At 73.1% G+C, this 24,655-nt stretch carries 21 protein-coding genes and 1 pseudogene; 8 read left to right on the top strand and 14 right to left on the bottom strand.

What is annotated here, in order from left to right; all coding sequences use genetic code 11:
• The first annotated feature begins 56 nt into the window (after positions 1-56).
• The gene (locus ACIBKY_RS31000; RefSeq protein ID WP_397102029.1) at positions 57-575 is read left to right on the top strand and encodes a snapalysin family zinc-dependent metalloprotease; all 519 of its coding nucleotides are present in this window, start codon (positions 57-59) and stop codon (positions 573-575) included.
• 6 nt (positions 576-581) lie between these two features.
• Here the strand turns inward: ACIBKY_RS31000 and ACIBKY_RS30995 are convergent, their stop codons facing one another.
• A complete protein-coding gene (locus ACIBKY_RS30995) occupies positions 582-1,418 on the bottom strand; it encodes an alpha/beta fold hydrolase (RefSeq protein WP_397102027.1) in 837 nt (278 codons plus the stop codon).
• 73 nt (positions 1,419-1,491) lie between these two features.
• Positions 1,492-4,083 carry a CHAT domain-containing protein gene (locus ACIBKY_RS30990; RefSeq protein ID WP_397102025.1) on the bottom strand — a complete coding sequence of 864 codons (2,592 nt, stop codon included), beginning with the start codon at positions 4,081-4,083 and terminating at the stop codon, positions 1,492-1,494.
• Between the two features lie 58 nt (positions 4,084-4,141).
• On the opposite strand from ACIBKY_RS30990, the gene ACIBKY_RS30985 reads away from it, so the two are divergent.
• The 3 genes from ACIBKY_RS30985 (at position 4,142) to ACIBKY_RS30975 (ending at position 6,527) form a co-directional block, all read left to right on the top strand.
• Positions 4,142-5,389, top strand: a complete 1,248-nt coding sequence (locus tag ACIBKY_RS30985) for a S8/S53 family peptidase (protein WP_397102023.1) — start codon at positions 4,142-4,144, stop codon at positions 5,387-5,389.
• 105 nt (positions 5,390-5,494) lie between these two features.
• Positions 5,495-6,064, top strand: a complete 570-nt coding sequence (locus tag ACIBKY_RS30980) for an RNA polymerase sigma factor (RefSeq protein WP_397102021.1) — start codon at positions 5,495-5,497, stop codon at positions 6,062-6,064.
• Between the two features lie 4 nt (positions 6,065-6,068).
• Positions 6,069-6,527 (top strand): hypothetical protein, encoded by a 459-nt coding sequence (locus ACIBKY_RS30975; protein ID WP_397102019.1) that lies wholly within the window; start codon positions 6,069-6,071, stop codon positions 6,525-6,527.
• A 2-nt stretch (positions 6,528-6,529) separates the two neighbouring features.
• Here the strand turns inward: ACIBKY_RS30975 and ACIBKY_RS30970 are convergent, their stop codons facing one another.
• The 11 genes and pseudogenes from ACIBKY_RS30970 to ACIBKY_RS30920 form a co-directional block, all read right to left on the bottom strand.
• The gene (locus ACIBKY_RS30970; protein WP_397102170.1) at positions 6,530-8,056 is read right to left on the bottom strand and encodes a matrixin family metalloprotease; all 1,527 of its coding nucleotides are present in this window, start codon (positions 8,054-8,056) and stop codon (positions 6,530-6,532) included.
• Positions 8,057-8,065: 9 nt separating this feature from the next.
• Positions 8,066-8,302, bottom strand: a pseudogene (locus ACIBKY_RS30965) (peptidoglycan-binding domain-containing protein); the annotation flags it as partial.
• 75 nt (positions 8,303-8,377) lie between these two features.
• Entirely contained in the window at positions 8,378-8,785 is a 408-nt protein-coding gene (locus tag ACIBKY_RS30960; RefSeq protein WP_397102017.1) for a hypothetical protein, read from the bottom strand.
• A complete protein-coding gene (locus ACIBKY_RS30955; protein ID WP_397102015.1) occupies positions 8,769-9,335 on the bottom strand; it encodes an RNA polymerase sigma factor in 567 nt (188 codons plus the stop codon). Before ACIBKY_RS30955 ends, ACIBKY_RS30960 begins: the two co-directional genes overlap by 17 nt.
• 4 nt (positions 9,336-9,339) lie before the next feature.
• Complete coding sequence (locus tag ACIBKY_RS30950) at positions 9,340-10,539, bottom strand: S8 family serine peptidase (protein ID WP_397102014.1); 1,200 nt, start codon at positions 10,537-10,539, stop codon at positions 9,340-9,342.
• Between the two features lie 123 nt (positions 10,540-10,662).
• Entirely contained in the window at positions 10,663-12,237 is a 1,575-nt protein-coding gene (locus ACIBKY_RS30945) for a PQQ-dependent sugar dehydrogenase (protein ID WP_397102012.1), read from the bottom strand.
• Positions 12,238-12,778: 541 nt separating this feature from the next.
• The gene (locus tag ACIBKY_RS30940) at positions 12,779-15,421 is read right to left on the bottom strand and encodes a sugar-binding protein (protein WP_397102010.1); all 2,643 of its coding nucleotides are present in this window, start codon (positions 15,419-15,421) and stop codon (positions 12,779-12,781) included.
• Positions 15,422-15,437: 16 nt separating this feature from the next.
• Positions 15,438-16,217: a carbohydrate ABC transporter permease gene (locus tag ACIBKY_RS30935; protein WP_397102008.1), complete on the bottom strand. Its 780-nt coding sequence runs from the start codon at positions 16,215-16,217 to the stop codon at positions 15,438-15,440.
• Entirely contained in the window at positions 16,214-17,092 is an 879-nt protein-coding gene (locus ACIBKY_RS30930) for a carbohydrate ABC transporter permease (protein ID WP_397102006.1), read from the bottom strand. The genes ACIBKY_RS30935 and ACIBKY_RS30930 overlap by 4 nt, the downstream gene beginning before the upstream one ends.
• The gene (locus ACIBKY_RS30925; protein WP_397102004.1) at positions 17,089-18,441 is read right to left on the bottom strand and encodes an extracellular solute-binding protein; all 1,353 of its coding nucleotides are present in this window, start codon (positions 18,439-18,441) and stop codon (positions 17,089-17,091) included. The genes ACIBKY_RS30930 and ACIBKY_RS30925 overlap by 4 nt, the downstream gene beginning before the upstream one ends.
• A gap of 3 nt (positions 18,442-18,444) precedes the next feature.
• Positions 18,445-19,581 (bottom strand): PfkB family carbohydrate kinase, encoded by a 1,137-nt coding sequence (locus ACIBKY_RS30920; RefSeq protein WP_397102002.1) that lies wholly within the window; start codon positions 19,579-19,581, stop codon positions 18,445-18,447.
• 122 nt (positions 19,582-19,703) lie between these two features.
• Here ACIBKY_RS30920 and ACIBKY_RS30915 point away from each other — a divergent pair, with 122 nt between their 5' ends.
• The 4 genes from ACIBKY_RS30915 to ACIBKY_RS30900 all read left to right on the top strand — a co-directional run bounded on the left by ACIBKY_RS30915 (position 19,704) and on the right by ACIBKY_RS30900 (position 23,050).
• Complete coding sequence (locus ACIBKY_RS30915; protein WP_397102000.1) at positions 19,704-20,462, top strand: DeoR/GlpR family DNA-binding transcription regulator; 759 nt, start codon at positions 19,704-19,706, stop codon at positions 20,460-20,462.
• Positions 20,459-21,805: a 6-phospho-beta-glucosidase gene (locus ACIBKY_RS30910; protein ID WP_397101998.1), complete on the top strand. Its 1,347-nt coding sequence runs from the start codon at positions 20,459-20,461 to the stop codon at positions 21,803-21,805. The genes ACIBKY_RS30915 and ACIBKY_RS30910 overlap by 4 nt, the downstream gene beginning before the upstream one ends.
• A gap of 102 nt (positions 21,806-21,907) precedes the next feature.
• Positions 21,908-22,291 (top strand): VOC family protein, encoded by a 384-nt coding sequence (locus ACIBKY_RS30905; protein ID WP_397101996.1) that lies wholly within the window; start codon positions 21,908-21,910, stop codon positions 22,289-22,291.
• A 63-nt stretch (positions 22,292-22,354) separates the two neighbouring features.
• Positions 22,355-23,050, top strand: coding sequence for a TetR/AcrR family transcriptional regulator (locus ACIBKY_RS30900; protein WP_397101994.1), 696 nt, complete (start codon positions 22,355-22,357; stop codon positions 23,048-23,050).
• A 303-nt stretch (positions 23,051-23,353) separates the two neighbouring features.
• On the opposite strand, the gene ACIBKY_RS30895 is transcribed toward ACIBKY_RS30900, so the two are convergent.
• Positions 23,354-24,553, bottom strand: a complete 1,200-nt coding sequence (locus ACIBKY_RS30895) for an acyltransferase family protein (protein ID WP_397101992.1) — start codon at positions 24,551-24,553, stop codon at positions 23,354-23,356.
• Positions 24,554-24,655 lie beyond the last annotated feature (102 nt).

The following is a 24,655-nucleotide window of genomic DNA, read 5'->3' as shown; positions in this document are numbered from 1 at the left end:
CCCTGGAGAGCAAGAGCCGCTTACCGTGACAGCACCCCCCACTTTGAGGAGGATCCATGTCACGAATCCTTCGGCTGTCCTTGTCCCTTGTCCTCTCCCTCACCTTCCTGCTGCTCAGCTCGCCCGCGCAGGGCTCCGTGGTGCGGGTGCTGCGCTACGACGCCAGCCGGGCGCAGGAGTTCCGGGCCACGGTGGACCAGGCGGCGCAGATCTGGAACAGCAGCGTCGTCAACGTCCGCCTCGTCCCGGGCACCCCCGCGCAGATCACCGTCCTGGCCGACAACGGCTGGCCCCGGGCGCTGCCGACCAGCCTGGGCCGCGGCACCATCTGGATGGGCCGGCAGGCCACCGCGCAGGGTCACAACGCGCTGCGCATCGCCACCCACGAGATCGGCCACATCCTGGGCCTGCCCGACCGCCGCACCGGCCGCTGCACGGACCTGATGTCGGGTTCGAGCGCGGGCACGAGCTGCACCAACCCCAACCCGAACGCGGCCGAAAGGGCCGAGGTGGACCGGAACTTCGCCGGCGGCACCCCGGCCGTCGAGTTCGGCAAGGTTCACGTCAACCGCTGAGTTCACTCAGAGGGCGGCGGCCAGCCAAGGCCGGATGAGGGGCACGACCGCGGACGCCTGCATGGCGCTCATGTGGTCGAGCCCGTCGAGCAGGCGCACGTCCCAGCCGTGCGCCTCCATCTCCGCCCGCCGCCCTCTGAACGGCCCGGCGATGTCGACGACCGTGTCGCCCCACGCCGGGCCGTACTCGATCACGTCGCCGGACCCGGCGAAGGCCAGCCGGGGGCAGGTCACCCGCTCCTGGACGGCGGCGTCGTCGAAGCCCTTCAACGCCTGGTAGAGCGTGGCGAACTGCCGGGTCTGCGCGGGCGACATCGTCATCGTGGCACTCGACCAGTCCCCCGGCTCGGCGGGCTCGGCGGGCTCGGCGGGCGCCTCCAGCGCCATCCGGTACGTGGCCATGGTCACGGCCAGCATCGCCTCGTACGGCCCGCCGAGCGGCGGATACCCGCCCATGACCAGCGCGGAGAGCCGGTCGGTGCGGATGGCGAGCTGCAGCCCGGTCAGGGCCAGCCAGGAGTAGCCGTAGTAGGCGAAGGTCGCGGCGCCCGCCGCGTCGGCGACGGCGAGCATGTCGCCGGCGAGGTTGTCCGGCGTGAGCGTCTCGGGCTTGGGCCGGCTCAGCACGTGCCCCTCGTAGTCGAAGACGATGACGCGCAGTCCCTCGCTCAGCCCTTGGACGAGGTGGTGGCCGAGTGAGAGGTCGGCGCCCCACTTGGCGGCCTCCTCGGCCTTGGCGGCGTCCCGCGCGGGGTGCGGGTTGGCCGGCAGCAGCAGGGCGGGCCCGTCTCCGTGGGTCTCGAACTCGATGGTCTGCCCGTCGTGGAGGGTCGCGTTCGGCATGAGATGTCCCCTATCTCTTTACGGCATAAGCGATTATCTGCGACCATGATACCTTAGGCCGTAAGGAGTTGTGTCAGCCCGCTCCGAACGACTGGAACGACCACCCCGTCGCCACCGCCACCGGGTCACCGGCGCACTCGCGGCGGGCGGCGGTCAGCGCGGCGGGCAGCGCCGCCCCGGCGCGCAGCTCCCGGTGCAGGCTGACCATCAGCGGCACCGCGGCCGCGTCGTTGACCGCGACGACGCTGGCCACCACCCCGGCCGTGCCCAGCTTCACCAGGCAGGCCACCAGCCCGAGCAGCTCGTCGGCGCCCGCCGCGGCGCCCCGCCCCGACTCGCAGCTCGACAGCACCACCTGCCGCGGCGGACGGCGCAGGCGCTCCAGGTCGTAGACCGTCAGCGGCCCGTCGTCCACGCGCAGCGCCGAGAACAACGGGCTGTCGGCGCGGAAGGTCCCGTGCGCGGCGATGTGCGCCAGCCGCCGTCCCTCCATCGCCGCCAGGATCCTCGGTACGGTCGCCGTCCCGTCCTCCAGCACGACCGGTCCGGCGTGCCCGGCGGCGATCTTCGGCACCTCGGCGCCCTTCGAGGCCAGGCCGGGCCCGCGTACCAGCACCACGCCCTCGCCGTCCGCGCCCGGCTCGCGGGCGCGCAGCCAGGAGGCGGCCGACGGCGCCACGCTCACCACACGCTCGCGCAGCGACGGCAGCATGCTCCACGGCACCCCGTGCAGGCGGCCGGGCGGCACGATCACCACGTCACGGTCGCCGAGCGCCCGGCCGGCCGCGCCGAGCAGCAGCCGTTCCAGCTCGGCTCCCGCGCTCTCCAGCTGGCTCAGCAGCGCCGCGGGGGCGAGCGTGGAGCGGCCGTGGGCCAGGCGCGACAGCGCGAACCTGGCCAGGTGCAACTGCCGCGCCGCCTGCTCCAGCGGGCCCGCGGGCAGCCGCCTGACCCGGCCGCCGCCGCACAGCAGGACGTGCAGGCGGCCGTCGACCTCGACGAGTTCGAGCAGCAGGTCCCCGCCCAGCGCCGCCAGCAGCCCGCCGGGGTCGAAGGGCGGGCAGGCGATCCGGTCGCCGCGGGCGCGCAGCGCTCTGGCCCGTGCCGCGCGCTCCAGCCGTACCTGCTCGGCCTGGAGGAGCGCGGTCGGCAGGCCGCGGGCGTGCGCGTCGGCCAGCCGTCCGGCGACCGCGCGGATCGCGGCGAGGTCGGACTGCAGGCCGGGGTCGTCGGGCGGGCGGGCCGGCGGGACGGCCAGCGCGCCGGCCCGCCACCGCTCGCTCCACGTCAGCAACATCCTCGGCCGGCCCGCGCGCAGGGCGTGGCGCTGGCCGAGCGCGGCCAGTTCCGCGCCCTGCGCGGTGGCCTGGGCGCGCAGTTCCGAGGAGCCGAGGGTGCCGCGGTGCTCGTCGATGACGGCGAGGCCGCGGCCGCAGGCGTGCAGGAGCGCCCGCGCGTCGCCTTCGAGCTGCGCGAGCAGGGCGTGGGCGAGCCAGCCCGTGGTCCGTGCCTGCGCGGGCCCGCCCCGCCGCGCCCGCGCCGCCGTCGTGAGGTGCTCACGAGCCACGCGGGTACGGCCCAGCGCGAGCGCGATCCGCCCGGCCAGCAGGTGGCCGAGCGGCAGGTGCGGCGAGGAGAGCGTGGCCAGTTCGCGCACGCACGCCCCGGCCGCCCGCAGCAGCGCGCCCGTCGGCGGCCCCGCGGCGAACTCGGCCCGCACCATCACCAGCCGCGCGTGTGCCCGCCACCACCGGCGCCGCTGCCGGTCGAAGAGACGGGCGGCGCCTTCGGCACGTTCCAGCGCGGCGGCGGGACGGCCCGCCGCGAGGGCGCAGTCGGCCGCGGTCAGCATGAGCTCGGCCTGTTTGGAGCGCTGCCCGCGTGTCCCGAGCAGCCGCTCGATGGCCTCGTCCGCCTCGGCCAGCGCCTCCTCGGGCAGCCCGGCGGTCAGCAGGGCGGCGCAGCGGTGCAGGCTCAGGTTGGCGTCGACCGCGCCGAGCCGGTCGTAGTGGCGGGCGGCGGCGTCGAAGTGGCCGAGCGCGGCGGGCAGGTCGCCGACGCGCAGCGCCAGCACGCCGTGGTTGGCGGTGGCGTCGGCCGACTCCAGCTCCTGCCCCGTCTGGGCGAACAGTTCCCCGGCCCGGCCGAGGTCGGCCGCGGCGCGGGCCGGCGCGCCCAGCGCGAGGTGGCAGAAGGCCCGCTCGGTGCGGGCGCGGGCCTCCCACAGCAGGTCACCGGCCCCGCGCAGGACGGAGATGGCGGCGTTCAGGTCGGCCAGCGCGGCCCGGTGCCGGCCCAGCACGAGCAGCACGCCGCCGCGCCTGAGCAGGATGCGGCCGTGGGTCAGGCCGGCGGACAGCCCCACGGCGGTGTTGAGCGCGGTGCGGCCGGAGGCGGTGCGCCCGGCGAAGACGAGCGCGACGCCGAGCGTGGCCAGGACGTCGGCCTCCCGCTCCGCCGAGCGGGACTTCCTGGCCAGCCGCCGGGCCGCGCGCAGTTCCGTGACCGCCTGCTCGATGTCGCCGAACTCGCGCAGCACGATGCCGATCGCCTGCCGGGCGAGCGAGGCGGCGTACGGGCCCGGATCGTCGGCCAGCAGCCGGCGGGCACGTTCCAGCGCCTCGTTGGGGCGCGACAGCGCGAGGGGGAGCAGGTCGGCCGCCATGAGTCCGACAATGCGCGCCGGCCGTAGCGCCCGCAAGCCCCACGGCGATGTACTGGCTATGGATGCGGTCTTCGAGGCGCAGTTCCGAGCCATCCAGCGCAGGATGGCGGCAAGGGGGGTCACCGCCGAGGTGGCGTGGACTTCCGACGGGCAGGTCGACTACGTGTACGAGGCCGATCGCCTGCTGGTGATCGACGAGGGCCGGAACGTGGGCCGGGTCAGGGAACTGCTGCCCGGCGCCGAGGTCGTTCCGGAGGAGCGGCAGCGGCCGGAAGGAGAGGAGCGCCAGCCCGGCAACACCACGATGCTGGTGTCGATCGAGAATCTGGAGGACGGCCGGCGTACCGTGCCGGAGGCGCTCGACCTGCTGGAGGAGCGGGACGGCTCGGCGCGTGCCGCGGACGGGCCGCCGCTGGCCTCGCCCAACCACGTGCTGCACATCACCCGGCTGTGCCCCGCGGTCGAGCCCGAGGTGCCGGGCGGGATGCCCGCGCAGCCGTGGCCGCCCCAGCGGGCCCCGGCCGGGCAGGCGCAGCGGGTCCTGATCGGGATCGTGGACACCGGTATCCTCGAGGACCTCCCGCACCCCTGGCTGGCGGGGGTGCGCGGCGACGTCGAGCGGATCGGGCCGATCCTGCCCTCGGGGCTGGCGCACATCGAGCAGTTCCAGGGCCACGGCACCTTCGCCGCCGGGGTGGCGCGCTGCACGGCGCCGGACGCGGAGGTGTACGTCGCCGACCACTTCGCCGAGTCGGGGGCGGAGCGGGAGAACGTGATCATCAACAAGATCATCCGGCTGATCAGAGACCTGAGCCCGCAGGTCGTCAACCTGTCCGCGGGCACCTACACCCGCAACCGCTGGGACTCGCTCGGCTTCTCCCTGTTCCCCGATCTCTTCCCCGGCGTGCTGCTCGTGGCCGCGGCCGGCAACGACGGCACCAGCCGCCCCTTCTACCCCGCCGCCTTCCCGTGGGCGCTGGCCGTCGGCGCGCTCGGCCCCGACCAGAACCACCGCGCCTGGTTCAGCAACCACGGCCCGTGGGTGGACGTGTACACGCTCGGCGAAGGCCTGGTCAACGCCTACGCCACCGGCACCTACACCTACCGCGAGCCGCCCCGGCGCCCCGCCAGGCAGGACTTCGCCGGCATGGCCCGCTGGGACGGCACCTCCTTCTCCGCGCCGCTGGTCGCCGGGATCGCCGCCGCCCACCTGGCCACGCACGGCGGCGGCCCCGAGGACGCCAGGCGGGCGGTGCTGGACGCCACCCGGCACGAGCGGGGTGTCGGGGCCGTTCTGCGGCTCTGACGTATCAGGGCGCCGCCGTCCGCCTCCGTAAGGAGTGAGAGCAACGGTGACGGAGGCCGACATGATGCGCTTTCCTGGCGGCGCCGGCCGTATGAAAATGGCGTGATGCGCGATGATCCAGCGGTTGTTTCCCTCGTCCGGCGCGCACACGCCGGCGACAAGGACGCGTGGGACGAGATCGTGGAGCGCTACGCTCCGCTGGTGTGGGCGACCTGCCGGGCCTTCCGCCTCAGCCGGGACGAGGCCGACGACGTGGCCCAGACCGTGTGGCTGGCGCTGCTGGACCACCGGCTGCGCGAGCCGGCGGCGCTGCCGGGCTGGCTGGCCACGGTGACGCGGCGCGAGTGCGGCCGGCGCAGCGCCTCCGCCGCCTGGCAGCGCACGCACCTGAAGCCGTGGGCCGACCACGACGCGCCCGCCGACGACGGGCCGGTCGACCGCGAACTGCTCGAGGCCGAGCGCAACACCGCCCTCTACGCGGGTTTCCGCCAGCTGGGCGAGCGGTGCAGGGCTCTGCTGTCCTTGCTGGTACGGCTGCCGCCGGCGCCGTACGAGGAGATCAGCGCGACGCTCGGCATCCCCGTGGGCTCGATCGGCCCCACGCGCGGACGCTGCCTGGCGGAGCTGCGGCGGCGCCCGGAGGTCGCGGCGCTGATCCGCTCGGAGGGAGGCTAGCGCGATGGAGACACCGTGGTGGGCGGACGACGAGCGGCTGCTGGCCGCGCTCGGGCAGGCCACGCGGGCGGCCGAGGAGGTGCCGCCGGAGTTCGTGAGCGCGGCCAAGGGCGCGTTCCTGTGGCGTGACGTCGAGGCCGAGCTGGCCGGGCTGGTCTACGACTCGGCGCTGGACCGGGAGCTCGCGGCGGTCACCAGGGGCGGGCAGCGGGTACTGATCTTCCGCGCCGGCAAGGACACGATCGAGGCCGAGGTGGGACCCGAGACGCTCCTCGGGCAGTTGCTCCCACCCCGGCCCGGTACGGCCGAGCGCCAGCTCGCGACCGGGGAGGCCGAGACCACCCCGATCGACGAGGCCGGCTGCTTCGTCTTCCCCTCAGCGCCGTCCGGCACCTTCCGGATCCGCTGCCGCTCGCTGGAGGGCGTCGTGCGGACCCCGTGGGTGACCGGCGCGCCACGCTGAGGTCACGACCAGCCGTTGCTGGGCGCGGTCTGCCAGCGATGCCAGAGCGCGGAGTCGGTGCCCTTGATGAAGACCTCCAGCCGCCCGTCGTGGTTGGTGGTGGCGATCGGGCCTTCGAGCATCTCGCCGCCGAGCCCGGACCAGCCGGACCAGCCGCCACCGGCGCTGACCTGCCAGATGTGGTAGACGGTGTTGTCCAGGCCGCGGACGAACACCTCAAGCCTGCCGTCGCCGTTGCGGGCCACGGAGGGCTCGTCGATCCAGCCGCCGAGCGAGGCCCACGCCGACCAGCCGCCGCCGGGGGTGACCTGCCAGATGTGGTGCAGCGCCGAGTCGGAGCCCCGGACGAACACCTCCAGCCGGCCGTCGGGGTTGACGCCGACCACGGGGTCCTCGATCCAGCCGCCGAGCCCGTGCCAGCCGGACCAGCCGCTGTTCGGGGCCGTCTGCCAGTTGTGGTACAGCCCGCCGTCGGTACCCCGGCCGAAGATCTCCAGCCGCCCGTCGTGGTTGCGCCCGACCGCGATCCGCCCCTGGATGACGCCACCGAGCCCGGACCAGCCGGACCAGCCGCCGCCGGGGGTGACCTGCCAGTTGTGGTAGACGGCGCCGTCGGTGCCGCGCACGAAGACCTCCAGCCTGCCGTCGGCGTTGCTGCCCACGGCCGGGTCCTCGATCCAGCCGCCGAGCCCGTGCCAGCCGGACCAGCCGCTGTTCGGGGCCGTCTGCCAGTTGTGGTACAGCCCGCCGTCGGTACCCCGGCCGAAGATCTCCAGCCGCCCGTCGTGGTTGCGCCCGACCGCGATCCGCCCCTGCAGGACCCCGCCCAGGCTCGACCAGCCGCTCCATCCGCCGCCGGGACTCGTCTGCCAGTTGTGGTGCACGGCGTTGTCGGTGCCGCGCACGAAGACCTCCAGGCGGCCGTCGGCGTTCGTGCCCGCGGCCGTGGCGAAGACGACGCCCTGCAGCGACGACCACTGCGGGCGGGCGCCGTAGATGGAGCGGATGCCCTGGATGTCATCGTCGCTGAGCTCGCGGCGTACGCCCTGGTAGGACGGGAACATGACCGCGTTGCTGTCGGCCGAGTGGGCCAGGCCCAGCCCGTGGCCGATTTCGTGCAGCGCCACCGTGTACAGGTCGAACCCGCTCGGCGGTACGTTGACCGACCAGGTCTCGGCCTCGTCGAAGTGGCAGTCCCCGGCGATGTCGCCGCCGTTGGGCGGCGGGTAGAAGCAGTGCGCGAGCACGTTGCCCTGGCCGTCGAAGGGGAAGCCGTCGCCGTGGTCGCCGGCCGCCCAGGCGATCCGGATCTGGCCGTTGTTCCCGACCTCGGTGAAGGTGAGGTTCGTGACCGCCGCCCACCGGTCGAAGGCCGCCCGCAGCGCCGCGCGCTGGTCGGCTTCCGACACGTCCGGGCTGAAGGGCGGGGTGAAGCTGTAGGTGACCTCGTTCGCCGGCCACCGGTTGCCCTGTGCGACGAACTGGCCCGCCGACGGCTGGTCGGGGAAGCCGCAGCGCGGGGTGCGCATCATCGTCAGCGTTTCCTCGTTCAGCGCGCCGGTCGGCTCGATGCCGTGCTGGCGCTGGTACTCCGAGAGCGCCAGTTCCATCCGGTCGTCGAACAGCGTCAGGTCCTCCGGGGCGAAGACGACCGCCGGACGGAACAAGGCGTTGCCGGTGCGCAGGCCCGGGTTGGGGAAGTAGCCGAAGCGCTTGAGGAACAGGTAGAGCTGCCGCACGTCGGGACCGGAGTCGCCGTGCTTGAGAGGGATCATGAAGATCGCCTTCCTGCGTGGGAACGTTCCGTTCACCCCTACGGAGGCTGGCGAACCCCTCGTGATACATCCCGCTCAGCCGAGAATCCAGCCGGTGACGACCTTCCTGCCGCCCGCCGTACGGCAGAGCAGATAGAACGGGAAGCGCGGCAGCGGCCGGATCGTGAAGCGGCCCTTCTCGACCGGCGTGGCCGGGTGGGACGCCAGGCGCGGGCCGCGCGCCTCCACCTCGGCGGGCTGGGCGGGCGTGAGGCGGACGACGAGTGTGTCCGCCGCGATCTCCAGCTCGATCGTCAGCCCGGCGACGTGGTGGATCCTCCCGTCCGGGTCACCTCCGGCGAGCTCGGCGTCGGCCGCGCGCCAGGCGAAGACCGCCCTGCCCGCCGCCACCGTCTCGGGCGGCACCCGCTCCCCCGCGCGCAGCGCCCGCGCCAGCTCCCCCAGCAGCCGCTCGTCGCTCCAGCGGTCATAACTCCGCGGCATGCCCGCTCCCCTCCAGGATGCGGCGGAGCCTGGCCAGGCACCGGCTGCGAGTCGGGCCGATCCCGCCCACCGGCATGCCGAGCCGCTCACCGATCAGGGTGTACGGCGGCGCCTCCGGGCCGAGGCACAGCGCGAGCAGGTCGCGGCAGCGCGGCGGGAGCTGGGCGAAGGCACGGCGCAGGAGCAGGTCGCGCTCGGCCTTCTCCAGTTCCTCGGCGATCAGGTCCGGCCCGGTCTCCGGCTCGAAGTCCAGCGGCCGCTCCACGCCGCCGCGCCGCTGGACCTCCCGCGCCCGGCGCAGGCACTCCCGGTGGGCGGTCATGGCCAGCCAGCCGGGAAGGGCGGCCGGTTCGCGCAGGGCGTCCAGGTTCTCGATCAGGCGCAGCCACACCGTCTGCGCCGCGTCGTCGGAGTCGGGCCGCACCAGGCGAAAGCGGCGGCACATCGACCACACCAGCGGGGAGTAGCGCTCGACGATCTCGTCCCAGGCCGCCTGGTCGCCCTTTCTCGCCCGCGTGACCAGGGCCACGACCTCCGGGTCGTCCCTCATCGGCTCAGGTCTGGCCTGGTGGATGGATCTGGCCTGGTGGATGGATGTCGTGTACCGCCGGGCGGTGAAGCAGGTACTCCTTGGCCTCCCTGGCGCTGGATCCGCGCCGGTGGGCCAGGCCCGCGATGGCGCCGCTCACCGCCGCCGCGGCGAACGAGGTTCCGCTCCAGGTGGCGGCGCCGGAGTAGAAGGCCTCCTCGCCCTTGGGCAGGCCCACCCTGCCCTCCAGGTAGGTCGAGGTGACCCCGGCTCCCGGGGCGTGCAGGGCCACCCACGACGCCTTCGGGCTGAACTCCGCCTCCGCCCCCACCGCCACCACGCCCGCGCAGGCGGCGGGGAACGCCTTCGCGTGCCGCCGCCCGCCCGGCTCGGCCCCGTGGTTGCCCGCCGCGGCGACCAGCACGGCCTGCTCCCTGAGGCGGGCCACCGCGCGCCCGATGACCAGCGGGGGCTCGTCGTCGGCGGTGAAGCAGGCGAAGGACAGCTGCAGCAGGTCCACCTCCTCGGCGACGAAGCTCACCATGCGGGTGGCGACGTCCCAGGAGTCGGCGCAGACGGCGTCCTCGTCCAGTCCGGCCCGCACGACCAGCTCCGCGTCGGGGGCGTGGGCGGCGATGATCCCGGCGACGAACGTGGCGTGCCCCGCCAGCATCGGTGTGGGCGCCTCGCGCACCCGTGGCAGCAGGGCCGTCGAGTCCGCCATGAACCGGCCCGCGAGCTGGTCGTGCGGCCAGATCGGGGTGTCCAGGATGCCGACGCGCAGCCTCGGGTGATCGGTCGGGCTCCTGGGCGCCAGCCGTACGCCGCCGGCGACGTCGCGCGGGGTGCCCGCGGGCGCGAGTCCTTCGACGTTCTCCACCAGCCGGTGCTTGCCGACCACGAACTCCGGGCGTTCCTCCCGCAGCGCGCACAGCAGCAGATCCAGATCCTCCACCGGTGTCTTCGCGCCCCGCGGCCTCGCCCGCGCCACCAGGTCCCGGCGCCCGCGTAACGTCCGTGCCACCGCCGCGAGAGCGACGACCTCGATCCACGCCAGCCCGAGCAGGGCGCTGCCCGCCTCGTCGTCCCGCCGCACCCACGCGGGGCCTTCGATGTCCGCCCATGCGTCGATCAGGTGCGTGACCGCTTCGAGGTGCACCAGGTCGACGACGAGCTCGTCGTCGTAGTACTGCTCCACGCCGGTGTCGGTGATCCGGCCGCTCATGTGACCCTCCGGGGTGCGAGTGACGTGCCACCTGTACGGAGGGCGCCGGAGGGCCCGGTGATACATCCGGGCTCCCGGACCGGGGTGGGGTGCCGTGTGGGGTGGGCGCGGCACCCCCCGGGGTCAGGACTTGGTGATGCGGACGCTGTCCAGGCCGGCCTCCAGGAGGCTGGCGGTGGCGGCGTCGCCGGCCTGGACCTCCAGCTGGACGGTCTGGCCGGCGAAGGCGGTCAGGTCGGCACTGGCCTGCTGCCACGCGCCCGCCACCTGGGATGCCGCGCCCAGGCGCTCGTAGACCGTGGTGCCGCCCACGCGTACGCGCAGGTAGTCGGCGGAGGAGGAGTTGTTGAGGTGGGACAGGTAGGCGGAGAAGGTGAGGGTCAGCCGGGTGGCGGCGGGCAGTGTGATCTGCGGGGAGCGCATGGTGGTCAGGCCGCCGTCGACGTCGTTGGCGCCCGCCTGGCTGCCGGCGGTGCGGCCGGTGACCAGGGCGTTGGCGCCTCCGGCCGCGTTGCCGGGCTGGATGGTGGCGCCGGAGTAGGTGGTGGGCTCGGGGTCGCCGCGCTCCCACCGTCCGGAGGTCGCCGTGTCGGACGGGCCCGGGGTGGTCCAGCCCTTGTCCGTCTCGAAGTCGTCCTCGTAGACCGCCTCGCCACCGCCGCCGTCTCCGGGCGGGAAGCGGACGACGCGGTCGTCCTGGGGTGCGGGGGTGCCGCGGCCGTCGCGGTTGCCGGTCAGGATCCAGAGGTGGCCGTCGGGTGCCACCGCGGCGTGACGGAGCCTGCCGTACGTGCCCCGCAGGACGTTGTCGGGTGTGCCGCCCGGCAGAGGGACGCGCCAGAGGCGGGTGCCGCGCAGCGCGGCGGCGAACAGGGTGTCGCCGATGATGGCGGCGCCGCTCGGGGAGGCCTCCGCCGTGGTCCAGGTGACGAGGGGGTCGCGGTAGCGGGGCGCGCCGCCGTTGCCCTCGACGACGGGCCAGCCGTAGTTGCCGCCGGCGACGATCTGGTTGACCTCGTCCCAGGTGTTCTGGCCGAACTCGGTGGCGTACATCTGGCCGGCCGCCGTCCAGGCGAAGCCCTGCACGTTGCGGTGGCCGAGGGTGTAGACGAGTGAGCCCGCGTACGGGTTGTCCGGGGGGACGGTGCCGTCGGGGCGCATCCGCAGGATCTTGCCGCCGAGGCTCTGGAGGTTCTGGCTGTTGCCGGTCTGGTTGGCGTCGCCGGTGCTGGCGTAGAGCATGCCGTCGGGGCCGAAGTGGATGCGGCCGCCGTTGTGAATGCCGGACTTGGGGATGCCGCCGCGGATCAGGGTGGGCGTACCGGGGGCGGCCAGGGTGAAGCGGACGATCCGGTTGTCGGAGGCGGCGGTGTGGTAGGCGTAGACGTAGCGGTCCTGGGCGTAGGTCGGGGATACGGCGATGCCGAGCAACCCGCCTTCGCCGGAGGCCGAGACGCCGGGGACGCGGGCCACCTCGACGGGGGCGGCGCCGGGGCGTACCTGGACGATTCTGGCGCTGTTGCGTTCTGAGACCAGCGCGCTCCCGTCCGGCAGGAAGGCGAGGCCCCAGGGAATCTGCAGGTTGCTCGCCACTACTTCCGGACGGGTGAAGTCGATGTCGGCCGGCTGTGCGTGGGCCGGGGCGTGGAAAGCTGTCGCGATGAGGGTGGTCGCGATCAGCGTGCGAATAAGCACCATAACGCCGACATGACAAAAGCCAATAAACACTGTCAAGGCCCGAAACCCCCGGCTGTCAGCCGAACAACCAACCATATATCCGACCATCAGGTGATATTTCTGGTCGTTCCGGGTTTTTCAGGGTTTCAGTGTTAGCCACTGCCCCACCAGACCCGACCACACCACCTTCCACCGCCCAAGATTCCCACCTCACCACCACCCCACACCAAACGCCATGCCGCACCACCGCTCCCGATCCACAACCGTCCACCGCGGCAGAGGTGCCCCGGCTCCCTCCGGGCCGGCCAGATGATCTCCGTCATCCGGCCGATACGCCGGGAAATCGGCGGCCGCCGCGCATGCCCGATGACCCACACCTCTTCCCGCATGCCCCCGGCCCGCCGGCCGGGCGCCGGTGGGCGGACTCGGTGGGGCGGCCAGGCTCGGGGCGGCCGCCGGGCTCGCGGGGCGCTGCTGCCCGCGCTCGCCCTACCGACCGCCACCGTCACGAATGCCGCCGTCAACGCCTACCTCGGGGGTGGCGAGCTCCCCGGGAAGGGCGTCAGCCCGTGAGGCGGGCCAGGGAGGCCTGCGTTCCGGGCCCGGCCTGCCAGCCCGCGACCACCACGGCCCGGCCGGACAACGCCCGGCCGAGGGGCACGCTGACCGTCGTGCTCCCCTTCCTGGACACGGTGACCACGTGGGCGCCCGCCGTACCCTTGGCGTCGCGCACGAACAGGTGTGCCTTGCCCGCGGCGCCCGTGACCAGCGTGACCTTGACCGAGTCCCCGCGGGCCACTGCCGAGACGACCCGTCCGAAGGCCGCGCGCGCGACGGGCGGCCCGCCCGCGAGCGGCAGGCCCAGCCGTACGGCCTGCTCCAGCGACTCCGGCGAGTCCAGGCTGGACAGTCCGGTGTCCGGGATCACCGGGTCGGGCGGCGTGGTGGGACGGCCGGCCGGCGGCTGGTAGCCGGGCATGGTGGCCAGGCCCCACCGGTACGGGTCCCCCTGGACGCCGCCCCACGTGGACCAGCCGATCCGGGTCTGACCGGTCTTGTCCTGGGTGTCGGAGTCGTAGAAGAGGATGTTCACCCCGAGCCGGGCGGGGTCGACGGCGCCGGGCACCTGCTCCAGCGGAATGGCCAGTTCCACGGTGTAGCCGCCGTCCCCGGCCTTGGCGGCCACCGGCAGGTCCACCGGCCCCTGCCGGTTGTCGGCGTCGCGCAGCACGCACGGCGGCCCTTCCGCGGTCACCGGCAGCACCGCCGCCTTGAACGTCGTGGAGGTGTTCTCCGAAACGCCGCGCGGGTCGAGCGTCACCTCCAGCGCGTCGGTACGCCAGTGCCGCTTGCAGTCGGCGGCCGGCAGCTTGGTGCCCACGACGTCGTCCTTGATCCGGGCCAGCACGTAGAGGGTGTCCTCGCGCCAGGCGAGCTTGGCCGTGCCCGAGCAGTCGGCGGGGGAGGCGCAGGCGCTGCCCTCCCAGAGCCGGGAGATGTCGAGGGCGGGCCCGGGGTACTCGCCGTCCGCCTCGGCCCCGTCCACGGTGGGCGCGGCGGCAGGGATCACGGTCGCCGGGACGAGCTCCAGCGCGGGCCTGCTCACGCTGGAGCCTTCCCCGCTGGTGGCGGTGATCGTGTAGGCGTAGTCGCCACCCTCGTTGGAGGTCTTCAGCGAGGGGTCGGAGTTGGTGACGGTGAACGGCACGGTGACCGAGGCGCCCGGCGCCAGCCCGCTGTAGGGGGCCTCCACGCGGTCGGCGGTGAACCCGTTCGGCAGCTCCACCTTCACGCTGCCCGACTGCGCGGTGCCGGAGACGTTCGTGACGACGACGCCGACCTGCCGGGAGCCGCCGGAGCCCAGCGTGAGCACGGGGGTGACCAGGCCGCGCAGTTGCGGGGCGAGCTCGCCTGCCCACGTCTCGTACTGGCCGACCTGGGGGAGCAACTGCTGCGTCGCGCGTACGGCCGCGCCGACCTCGACCTGCCGATCGGTGTACCCGCTCCCCCGCTCGGTGGCCAGGGTGGCGGCCAGCCGTACCCGCCGGCCGGTGGCGGCGTCCTGCGGCGGCGTCACCGTGAAGACGGCGGAACCCCCGCGCCCCGCGGCCACCCTGCCGAGCTCACCCGAGCCGCTGACCTGCCATCCGGCGGGCACGCGCAGCGTCACCGACGAGCGGCCGAGCGCCGCACGGCCCCGTACGGCGGCGCGCACGGTGAACGCCTTGCCCGGCCGCACGTCGAAGGCGCTCGGGGTGAGCGTGAACTCGGTGCCGAGCGGCACCGTCCCCGGCGCCCTGACCAGCGCGCCGTCGAGGATCGCTGTCGGCGCCGCGGCGGCCTGGCCACCCGGGGCCGGGAACGGCACCCGGGCGTCGACCTGCGTGAACAGGTCGCAGCCGAGCTTGGCCGGATCCGTGGGCACGTCGGGGAACCCGGCCCAGCCCTGCGAGGCGTAGACGCGCTGGGCGTCGCGCTCGATCGCGGCCCACGTGCGTCCCTGGGCGGAGGCGCGCCCGCTCCACACGCCGTAGACGTTGCGCACCGGGTCGGTGACGGCCGAGCAGCCGGGTCCGGCCGGCGCCGTGATGCCGCGGGCGCCGCCGAGCAGCAGGCGGGCGGGCGCGAACGGCCGCAGGCCCTCCTCGCGCAGTTGCTCGGGGAAGGCCTTGGGATCGGCGGCCGCGTAGAACGCCTCGACGGCCAGCCTGGCGGCCTGCTGGTGGTTGCCGTGGTTGCCGGGCGACGGGGCGGGGTCCATGGTGAGCAGCACTTCCGGCCGGGTCTGCCGGACGATCCGCACGACCTTGGCCAGCGTGTCGCCGCCCCAGATCCGGTCGGTGAGCGGGGCGCTGACGGTGTAGTAGAAGTCGACGTCGTCGAGGTTGAACACGTCGGTGACGCCCGCCTTGGCGACCGCCCGGCGCTCCTCCCCCTCGCGCAGCAGGCCGAGCGCGGGCCCTTCCTCGGGTCCGACGGCGTTGCCGCCGCCCTCGCCGCGGGTGACGGTCACGACGCCGGTGCGCACGCCGTGGTCTTCCTTCCACTGACCGAGCGTGGACAGGCTGAAGGCCTCGTCGTCGGGATGGGCGCCGACGAACAACGCGTCGAGGTCGGCCGCACCCGCCGCCGAGTCCGCCTGAGCGGGTACGGCCGGCGTCAGCACGAGCAGGGTGGCGATTAAGGGTGTCAGCAGGCGCAGCATGGAACCTCCGGAGGGGCTATTCGCGGACCGCCCCCTGGAGCAGCCCGCGGATGAAGTGGCGCTGGAGGAACAGGTAGAAGATCACGACCGGCGTCGCGACGATCACGGATCCGGCGGCGAGCAGGGCGAAGTCGGAGGTGTACTGACCCTGGAAGAAGGCCAGCCCGAGCGGGGCGGTGCGCAGCCCCTCGCTGGTCACCATGATCAGCGGGATGAGGAACTCGTTCCACGTCCACATGAAGACCAGCAGGATCAGGGTGACGATCGCGGGCCTGGCCGGGGGCACGAGCACCTGCCAGAGCGTCCGCCAGACCGAGGCCCCGTCGATGCGGGCGGCCTCGACGATGGCGCGGCTGGAGGAGCGGAAGTAGGCCCGCATCCAGAAGGTGCCGAACGCGACCGACAGCGCCACCTGCGGCAGTGCCACCGACCAGAACGTGTCGGTCAGCCCGAGCGTGCGCAGGTCGAAGTAGAGGGGTACGGCGATGGCCTCGCTCGGCATCATGATCCCGAGCAGGAACAGGTAGAACAGGACGTTCTGCCCGCGGAAGCGCATGGTGCCGAAGGCGTACCCGCTCATGATCGACAGGGTGACGCTGACGACCACGACGAACGCCGACACCCCGAGGCTGGTGCGCAGGTAGGTGTGGAAGTGCCCGGTCTCCCAGGCCTGCGCGAACCCCTCGACGCCACCGCCGGCCGCCGCCTGCAGGATGGTGAGGATGGGGAAGAGCGCGAACACCGCGAACACCGACAGGATCGCGTAGTTGCCCAGTCGCTCGGCGCGGGAGATCACGAGAGGCTCCTGTCGGCGAAGCGGTTGATCGCGAAGGAGATCGCGAAGATGACGAGGGTCAGCGTGACCCCGATCGCCGCCGCCGAGCCGACCTGGCCGAGTTCGAAGGCGCGGTGGTAGACCTCGTAGGACGGCACCGAGGTGGAGTTGCCCGGCCCGCCCCCGGTGGTGATGTAGACCAGGTCGAACGTGCGCAGCGCGGCGATCACGGTCAGCGTGAGCGCGACCGCGATCTCGCCGCGCACCGAGGGCAGCGTGACCGCGAAGAACTCGCGCACCGCGCCCGCGCCGTCCAGCCGCGCGGCCTCGTACAGCTCCAGCGGGATCTTGCTCATCCCGGCCAGCATCAGCACGGTCACCAGCCCGGTCTCGAACCAGGTGCCGACCACGCCGACGGCCGGCAGCGCGAAGGCGTAGTCGCCCAGCCAGCCGCGCGCCAGGCCGCCGAGGCCGATCGCTTCGAGCAGGGCGTTGAGCGAGCCGTCGGAGGAGTAGACCTGCCGCCAGGCGACGGCCACCACGACCATGGCCACGACCTGGGGCAGGAACACCACCGTCCGGAAGAACCCCAGCCCGCGCACCTTGGCGTGGTTGAGTATCGCCGCCAGCATCAGCCCGATCGCCAGCGGCAGCACGGCGTAGAAGAACATGAGCACCAGGGCGTGCCCGAAGGCGTCGCGCAGTTCCCCGTCGGCGATGATCGCCGCGTAGTTGTCCAGCCCCGCCCACGTGCCGAGCGTCAGCCCGTCCCAGTCGTAGAGCGACAGCTGCACCGCCCGGCCGATCGGGTAGAGCAGGAAGGCCGCGTAGACGGCGAAGGCCGGCAGCAGGAACAGGTAGGCGACGCGCCGGGGCTCGCCTGGCGGGCGGGTCATCCGTTGCTGTCCACGAACTTCTTGTAGTCCTTCTCCAGCGTGGCCAGGAACTCCTCCGGCGTCGCCTTCTTGGCCATCAGGTCCTGCAGCGCCGCGCCGAGCGTGTCGGCGAAGGTCGGGGTGGCGTAGTCGAGGTACGGCAGCAGCCCGTCCTGCTTGGTGATGGCGGCGAAGGCGGTGAACATGTCCTTGTTCGGGCCCTCCTCCACCGTCTGCTGGTCGGTGTCGGCGACCGGGAGCAGGCCGTTGCGCGTGAGCACCTTCATCGCGTCGGCGTTGGTGATGAAGTCGAGGTAGGCCGCCGCGGCGTCGGGGTTGGGGCTCTTGGCGGTGACGGCGAACGGCAGGCCGGTGCCACCGGTGGCCGCGGGCGTGCCGGGCGGCAGGGAGAAGCCCAGGTCCTTGCCCATGGTCTTGCCGAGCTCGCCGATCAGCCAGCTGCCGCCGATGTAGAAGACGCCCTTGCCTTTGCCGAACGCCTGCCAGGAGGCGTCGTAGCCGAGGCCGTTGACGTCCTTGTTGAGGTAGCCCTTGTCCATCCAGTCGACGAGTTGCCGGGCGGCCTGGGTGTTCTCCGGCGTGGACCAGGTGGCGCCCTTGCGGCCGAAGCCGAGCGTGGCGATCTGCTCCTTGGGCACGAACTGGCCCTGGACGGTGCCGAAGACGTGCACGGCGGGCCACTTGTCGAGGTTGCCGAGCATCAGCGGCTGCTCGCCGGCCTGCTTGGCCTTCTCCAGCGCGACCTGGAAGTCCGCCCAGGTCGTGGGCGGCTGGATGCCGAGCTTGGTCAGCTTGGTGCGGTTGTAGAGGAGGCCGACGACCTCGCCGGCCTGGGGCATGCCGTACACGCTGCCCTGTCCGAAGTCCTTGCCGTCGGGGGTGTAGCTGACGTACTGCAGGACGGACTGGGGGTAGCGCTTCTTCCAGCCGTACGCGTCGGCGTAGGCGTCGAGCGGGCGGAGCTGGCCGGCCTTGACGAAGGCGCCCATCTGCGGGCGGCCGTTGTTGGCCTGGACCACGTCCGGCGGCTCGTTGCCGCTCAGGGCCAGGCGCAGCGTGGTGTTGAGGTCGTCGAAGGAGCGCGAGACCCGCTTGATCGTGATGTTGGGGTACTTGGCCTGGAACGCGGTGTTGAGCGCGGTCATCTGGGCGTTCTGCGCGCCGCGTACCTCCTGGTCCCAGACGGTCAGGGTCACCTTGCCGAGCGCGGCGGCGTCGGTGCGGACCGCGGCCGGGCTCGACGGGGCCGGCGACGATGCCGCCGGCGGCGCCGAGGACCCGGGGGCGCAGGCGGCCGCGGCGAGCGCCACGGCACCGGCGGCCAGCGCGGCGCGCGTGGAGGCGTTCATGGGTTACTCCTTCTGGGCAGGCGGCTGGGGAGCCATCCCCAAATCGGCGTAGCGGGCGATGGTCGCGGCCGCCCTGCGGACGGCGCCCACCGGTACCGCGGGGACCAGGGTGTCGAGGAAGGCGTAGCGCCGCGCCAGCGACTCGCCGTAGGCGCCGGTGTGCCCGGCGGAGGCCCGCACCTCGTGCCACCAGTCGGCGATGTCGCCCCAGCCCGGCGCGGCCAGCGACCCGCCGAACTGCTGGACCGCCAGCGCCGCGCAGAGCCCGGCGAACGACAGCCGGTCGCTCAGCGGCCACTCGCACAGCGTGCCGAGCACGAACGCGGCGCCGAAGACGTCGCCGGCGCCGGTGGGGTCGAGCGCGTTCACCCTCGGCGAGGGCACGAACGCCTCCTCCCCGGTGGTGGAGTCGATGGCCATCGCGCCGTTGGCGCCGTCGGTGACCACGGCGACGGGCACCCGGTCGGCGATGGAGTAGAGCGCGTCGCGTGGGGTGTCCATGCCGGTGTAGGCCATGGCCTCGACGGCGTTGGGCATGAAGGCGTGGCAGACGGCGAGCTGGTCGAGCACTTCCTGCGACCAGGCGCCCGAGGGGTCCCAGCCGACGTCGGCGAAGACCAGCGCGCCGTCGCGGTAGGCGAGGTCGGCCCAGTTGCAGTCGCCCTCGGAACCGCCGAGCGGCTCGTCCGGGGAGAGCGTGACGATGACGGCGCGGGTGCGCGGCGGCTTGCCGATCATCTCCGAGGCCGCCATGGGCGAGGGATGGCCGTGGGTGACCATGCTGCGGTCGCGGTCGACGGCCATGGAGACGGTGACGGGCGAGTGCCAGTGCTCGAAGCGGCGCGACCTCGACAGGTCGACGCTCTCCTGCTCCTCCAAGGTCCGCCAGCAGAAGTCGCCATAGTCGTCGTCGCCGAACGCGGCGGCCAGCGAGGTGCGCAGCCCAAGGCGGCTGGTGGCGATGGCGAGGTTGGCGATGCCGCCGGGGCAGGAGCCCATTCCCTCGGCCCACACCTCGCTGCCGGCGGTGGGCATGGCGGGCAGGCCGGTGAAGACGATGTCCAGGAAGACCATGCCTGCCAGGAAGACGTCGAACTGGGGGCCCTCGGAGCTTCGCCGCTGGGCGAGAGGGTCGTACACGATAGCCGGTCCTCCTCGACAGATCGAAGATGTGCGCAATCTTGCACGTTTGCTCGCTCATAGCAAGGGCCATTGGTAAATCGTGCTCACTGATGCGCGAAAATGACTGATACGATCCGTACGTGCTTCAGCGCCTCCGGCATGAGGAGATCATGCGCCGCGTCCGGTTGTCCGGCGCCACGAGCGTGCACGACCTGGCCAGGCAGCTCGGTGTGAGTCCTTCCACCATCCGGCGCGACCTGGAGGTCCTCGACCGCGACGGCACGCTCAAGCGGGTGCGCGGCGGCGCGCTGCCCAGTGTCGACGCCGACACCGACATGCCGTTCGCGCAGGTCGCCGCCATCCACGAGGGCGACAAGGAGGCGGTCGCGGTGTGCGCGGGGCGGCTCGTGCGCGAGGGCGACGTGGTCCTGCTCGACATCGGCACCACCACGATGCGCCTGGCCAGGCAATTGCGCGGGCGCCGGGTCACCGTGGTCACCTCCAGCCTGGCCGTGCTCGACGTGCTGCGCGCCGATCCCGAGGTGGAGCTGCTGGTGCTCGGGGGGATGGTGCGCCGGCCGTACCACTCGCTGGTGGGGGTGCTCACGGAGGAGGCGCTGCGGCAGGTGGTGGCCGACCGGGTCTTCCTCAGCGCGAGCGGCGTGCGCCGCGACGGGCAGATCGTCGACACGACGCTCGCCGAGGTCCCGCTGAAGCGCGCCATGATCGCGGCGGCGGGGCAGGTGGTGCTGCTGGCCGACCGGCACAAGTTTCCCGGTACCGGCGCGTTGCGGGTGTGCGGGCCAGAGGATCTCGACGTCGTCGTCACGAACGACGGCGCGGACGACAGCACGCTGCGCGCCTGCGCGGCGGCCGGCGCGGAGGTGGTGCTCGCATGAAACTGGCCGTTCTCGGCGGCGGGGGCTTCAGGGTCCCTCTCGTGTACGGCGCGCTGTTGCGTGACCGGGCGAAGCCGCGCGTGGAGGAGGTGGTGCTCCACGACGTCTCCGAGCGGCGGCTGGCGGCCATCGAGAACGTGCTCGGCCAGCTCGCCGCCGGGCACGAGCACCCGCCTCGGGTGCGCACCACCACCGACCTGGACACCGCGCTGGCCGGCGCCGACTTCGTCTTCTCCGCCATCCGCGTGGGCGGGCTGGCGGGGCGCACCGCCGACGAGCGGGTGGCGCTCGAGTTCGGCCTGCTCGGGCAGGAGACCACCGGGCCGGGCGGCGTCTCGTTCGGGCTGCGCACGATCCCGGTGGCGGTGCGCGTGGCCGAGCGGGTGGCGGCGGTGGCGCCGCGCGCCTGGGTCATCAACTTCACGAACCCGGCCGGGATGATCACCGAGGCCATGCGCGGCGTGCTCGGCGACCGGGTCGTCGGCATCTGCGACTCGCCGATCGGGCTGATCAGGCGGACCGCGGCGGCGCTCGGCGTGGACTCCGCGCGCGTCTGCCCCGACTACGTGGGACTCAACCACCTCGGCTGGCTGCGCGGGCTGGTCCACGAGGGCCGCGACCTGCTGCCCGGCCTGCTCGCCGACGACGCGGCGCTGCGGCAGGTGGAGGAGGCGCGGATCTTCGGCGGCGACTGGGTGCGCACGCTCGGCGCGCTGCCCAACGAGTACCTGTACTACTACTACTTCAACCGCGAGTCCGTGGCCGCGGCCCAGGCCGCCGGGCACACGCGGGGCGAGTCGCTGGTCCTGCAGCAGGAGCGCTTCTACACCGCCGTGCGCGAGCGCCCCGGTGACGCGCTGACGGAGTGGACCAGGACCCGCCAGGAGCGCGACGCCAGCTACATGGCCGACACCCGCGACCTCACCGGCGCCGGTGCGCGTGAGGACGCCGACCTCCAGGCGGGCGGGTACGAGGGGATCGCGCTGGCGCTCATGGCGGCGATCGCGCGGGGCGAGCCGTCCACGATGATCCTCAACGTGCGCAACGGCAGCGCCGTACCCGGGCTGCCGGCGGAGGCCGTGGTCGAGATCCCGTGCGCGGTGAGCGGCGCGGGTGTACAGCCGCTGGCCACGCGGCCGCTGCCCGGCCGGTTCCTGGGCCTGATGCAGCAGGTCAAGGCGGTGGAGCAGGCGGCCATCGAGGCGGCGCTCACCGGTTCTTCCGCGCTGGCGGTCGAGGCGCTGGCGCTGCACCCGCTGGTCGACTCGGTGGACGTGGCCCGGCGGCTGCTCGACGCGTACCGGGCGCGTATCCCGGAGCTGGCCGCCGTCCTTCCCCGCTGAAAGAGCCTCTTGCGCCGATGACCGCTCGGTGTCTACTGTAAAACTCAGTATCCGGCGGACACAAAGTCTCCGTGGGACGATTTATCGAGATAGGGGACACTCATGTCGCTCTTCGTCAACCTGCACGTCAAGGACCTCGCCGCCAGCCTCGGATTCTTCGAGAAGCTCGGCTACAGCGTCGACGAGCAGCTGACCAACGACGACGCCGGCTGCCTGCACCTGGGCGAGGGCGTCTCCCTCCTCCTGGTCACGGAGCCGTTCTTCACCTCCATCACCGGCAAGGCGATCCCGGACACCGGCGCGAGCACCGAGGTGGCGCTGGCGCTGCAGGTGGAGGGCGGGCGCGCCAAGGTGGACGAGATGCTCACGACCGCGCTGGCCAACGGGGCGAGCGAGGCGGGCGAGCCCGAGGACAACGAGTACATGTACAGCCGCAGCTTCCGGGACCTGGACGGTCACCTCTGGAGTGTTCTCGTCATGGCCTGACGTGTCTTGTGTAAACAGAGGTATCCTCAAGACACACCACGTGGTGGACCCGAGGAGGAGCGCATGGCGGCAGGAAGCAAGATCGAAGAACTCCTGTGGGAACGGCCCGCGCCCGCGCGTCCCTCACTCAGCCTGCCCACCATCGCCCAGGCGGCCATCGCGATCGCCGACGCCGACGGCATCGAGGCGGTCTCGATGCAGCGGGTGGCGGGCGACCTCGGGTTCACCAAGATGTCGCTCTACCGGTACGTCTCCAGCAAGGCCGACCTCGTCGCCGTGATGATCGAGCGGGCGGTGGGCGATCCGCCCGATCTGTCGGGGATCGAGGGAGGCTGGCGGCCCAAGCTGGAGGAACTGGCCCGGCTCGTGGCGGCGGTGTGGGCCCGTCACCCGTGGCTGCCGTGGGCCACGCTGGGCGACCGGATGATGGGACCGCGTGAGATCGGCTGGACCGAGGCGGCCGTCGGCGCCCTGGACGGAACCGGACTCACCGGCGGCGAGCGCCTGGACGCCGCGCTGCTGATCTTCGGCCACCTGCGCAACACGCAGTCGCTCGCGACGGCGGGCACCCAGCCGTGGGCCGAGGACCGCCAGGCCAGTCCCGCCCTGGCCCAGATACTGGAGCGGCACGCCAGCCGCTTCCCCGCCCTGGTCGAGGCGCTGGCCGACGTGGGCGAAGCACCGCGCGACTCGGGCCGTTCCTTCGGCCTGACCTGCGTCCTGGACGGCCTCGCCGCCCGCATCACCACCGCCCGCTGACGCCCCATCTCCGCCTCCCACCCTGACGCCGAACCCCCGCCTCCCGCCCCTGACCCCCACACCCACACCCACACCCACACCCACACCCACACCCACACCCACACCCACACCCACACCGACGCCGACAACCTCCCCCGAACCGCGGGAACCCTTCGACCTCAAGGAGGCCGCCTGTTTCGCGCGCCGCCGGAGTGCCCTGGCCTCTCCGCCGCTGCCGCGAAGCCCGGTCTCCGAGCGGGGGTGCTCCTTACCCAGGGCTTCAGGTGCCGTGTGACCAGCCCGGCGCTGCCGGGCCGGGGGTGGTCAGGGTGGGGTGGTGAGGCGGCGGGCGTAGGACTGCATGGGGCGTTCGAGGTAGCGGTAGGTCAGCCAGCTGGCGGGCAGAATCAGCGACAGGCACAACACGCTGATCCCGATCTGCAGGGGGGCCGGCGCCCAGCGCAGGTCGCCGGTTATCGCGATCACCCCCGTCAGGATCGGCAGGTGCAGAAGGTAAAGCGAGTAGCTGATCACCCCGAGCCACACCAGCAGTGCCGGCACCCGGCGGGTACGCAGGAGCATGCCACCGGCGAACGTGGCCGCGGCCAGCACGATCGTGGTGATCCACACCGGTGGCCGCACCCACCACCACCCGGCGTCCAGCGCCCACACCGGGGTCAGCGCCACGAGGACCGCGGTCACGGCCACCGGCCACAGCCGCCCGGCCCCGCGTTCCCATCGATGGATGGCGGTCCCGGCGAACATCACCGACAGGATCGCCGCCCCGAACCACGGCGTGGGGCTGGCGGTCAGCAGCAGGGTGAGGGCCATGACGCCGAGGGCGACGGCGGCAGCCGTACGGAAATATCCGGTGATGACGCAGGTCAGGCCCAGCCCGAAAACGGCCAGTGACGCCCAGGACAGCCACGCGCCGGTCAGGGGCGCGTTGCTCAGCGCGAGCCCGGCGGCCATCGCCGCGGCGGCGAAGGCGACCGACAGCGCGCCGCGGCCCACCCGCACGCCCGCCACGAACAGCGCGGCGACCAGCAGGTAGAAGACCATCTCGTAGGAGAGGGTCCACATGGTGTTGACCATGCCCCCGGCGCCGACCACGTCGAGGAGCATGGTGGCGTGCGAGGCCAGCGCCGAGGCGTCGCGGGGCACCTCCTTGCGCACCGGCAGCCAGAACGACAGTGCCAGCACCACCGCGATCACGAGGAGGTAGAGCGGGTAGAGGCGGAAGAAGCGGCTGATCCAGAACGCGCGCACGTCGCCCCTGCGTTCCAGGGACACCGGGATGATGTAGCCGCTGACCAGGAAGAAGACGAGCACGCCGTACATGCCGAGGTTGAAGGAGGTGGGGCGCAGCCACGGCATCGCCCAGGTCAGCAGGTGCTCGCCCACGACGGCGAGCGCGCCGAGGCCGCGCAGGGCGTCGAGCCAGGCCAGCCGCGCGGGCGTCCCGGCGGCGACGGCGGGTACGGGCGGGGCGGCGGCGACGTCGTCGGGACGGGCGGCAGGCATATATCCCAACGTACCGAAGTGCCGGGAAAATCACCTTCAGTCCTCGATCAAGGTTCTTGCCGCTGAAGCTCAGCCGCGAGCCGCACCAGGAGGCCCGGACCA

The sequence above is a fragment of the Nonomuraea sp. NPDC050394 genome, from assembly GCF_044459065.1.
Classification (GTDB): Bacteria; Actinomycetota; Actinomycetes; order Streptosporangiales; family Streptosporangiaceae; genus Nonomuraea.
Note: the sequence above shows the minus strand (reverse complement) of the source record. Positions and strands in the feature narration are given on the sequence as shown.